We start from the raw sequence: 1,524 nt of genomic DNA, 5'->3' as shown, positions 1-1,524 counted from the left end.
TTAAAGTGCCAATCTCTACGGGGATTAGACACTTTTTCGTGTAATCTTGCTATCTTCTCCTGAAGTTTTAACCAATTGCTAGAGCCTTTAGTTTTCCGTTTCAAGCGTCTTTGTAGCAATTTAAGCTGACTCTGTACTTTCAACAAAAATCGAGGGGCTTTGATTAAATCTCCCCGTGAAGTAGCGACAAAACTTTCAATTCCCGCGTCAATTCCTAAACAGGTCTTCCCTACTGTCATATCGGGAACTAATTCCGTAGATTGGAAGGAAACCGAAACGTAAAATCCCGACGCTTTTTGGATAATTCGAGCTTGTTTAGGCTCGAATCCAGACGGGTACTTTCTGGATTTCCTAATCCGAATTTTTCCCAATTGTGGAAAATTCAAACATCCATCCCCTAGAAAGTTTTTTGACAGCGCAGGAAAAACCAAACTCCGCATCTTTTTCTTGAATCTATGAAAGCCGAAGCCTTTCGATTTCATGTGGTCAAAAGCTTTATCTAAAGTTTTAAAGACTTGCTGTAAAACCTGAGCGTTAATCGTCTTTAATATCGGGTAAACTTTTTTAGCTTCCGTTAGATTTTTAGCTTGAACGAAGTAATTTGGATAGGGTTCATCCGCAGGAATTATGTACTCGGAAACTAGCGAACAGCGATCCGCAAGACACTTTCGAGAGTTCAACCAATCTTTCCGTTCCGAGAGCGCGTAATTGTAAACGCTTTTGGCAACATCAAGAATGTGGATTATCTCCCGTTCCTGTTGTCTGTTTACCTTTAGTTTGTACTGCTAGGTAAGCGTTATCACTGTCGTTCGTTTCGTGATGTACAATTAGATTATAACACTTACCGCCTAATATGTCAACTGATTACAATCATAAATTTTGCTCTGTTTATAGACTTACCGCTCAGGTCGTATTCGTCATCAAATACCGGCCATTGCTATTAACAATGAAATCTTAGCCCGACTTCAAGAAATCTTTGTATCAACGCTGACGAAATGGGAAAGCGTGTTGCTTGATTTCAACGGTGAATCGGATTACGTTTACCTGATTATCGATGACAAGCCTGACATCGCTTTATCCAATCCGTCAGTCACTCTACCAAGGGACCTGGATCGAGTTGGACAGGTAATCGTTTTCAACTCCATTCTTCGCACCAGAAACCGACGAGAAAAAATTCCTCATCTTAACAATTCCTAGGTGAGAACTGGGGGTTAATTTCTTGCAACTGCCACTATCAACTTAACATAAGTTGTCAAGGACTGGGAAAAAATTTTTTTTAGCTCGATCGAAAGGAGAATAATCAAGATTTTGCGAAGAAGATTGGGTGGTGATTCGGTAGTAGTGATGGCGGCTTAATCCTTTGCTTTGCTGTGCATTGTAGTCATGGATAAAATACCAAAGGGTTCCCCAACGTGATTCTCCATTTTTTTAGAGAAAGATAGACTCTCTCTCACCAGCCGAGAAATCCTTTGTCGAAAGGTATTATTTAATCTTTCAATAGGATTAGTTTGACCAGTTTCTTGA

1 protein-coding gene and 1 pseudogene are annotated in these 1,524 nt (G+C 40.0%); both read right to left on the bottom strand.

The window, feature by feature from the left end; genetic code table 11:
• A partial coding sequence (locus IQ242_RS24520; protein WP_370583049.1) for an RNA-guided endonuclease InsQ/TnpB family protein occupies positions 1–746 on the bottom strand: 746 nt, incomplete at its 3' end.
• A 625-nt stretch (positions 747–1,371) separates the two neighbouring features.
• A pseudogene (locus IQ242_RS26530) lies at positions 1,372–1,524 on the bottom strand (IS1 family transposase); the annotation flags it as partial.

It is taken from the genome of Microcystis sp. LEGE 08355 (assembly GCF_015207185.1).
Classification (GTDB): domain Bacteria; phylum Cyanobacteriota; class Cyanobacteriia; order Cyanobacteriales; family Microcystaceae; genus Microcystis; species Microcystis panniformis.
Note: the sequence above shows the minus strand (reverse complement) of the source record. Positions and strands in the feature narration are given on the sequence as shown.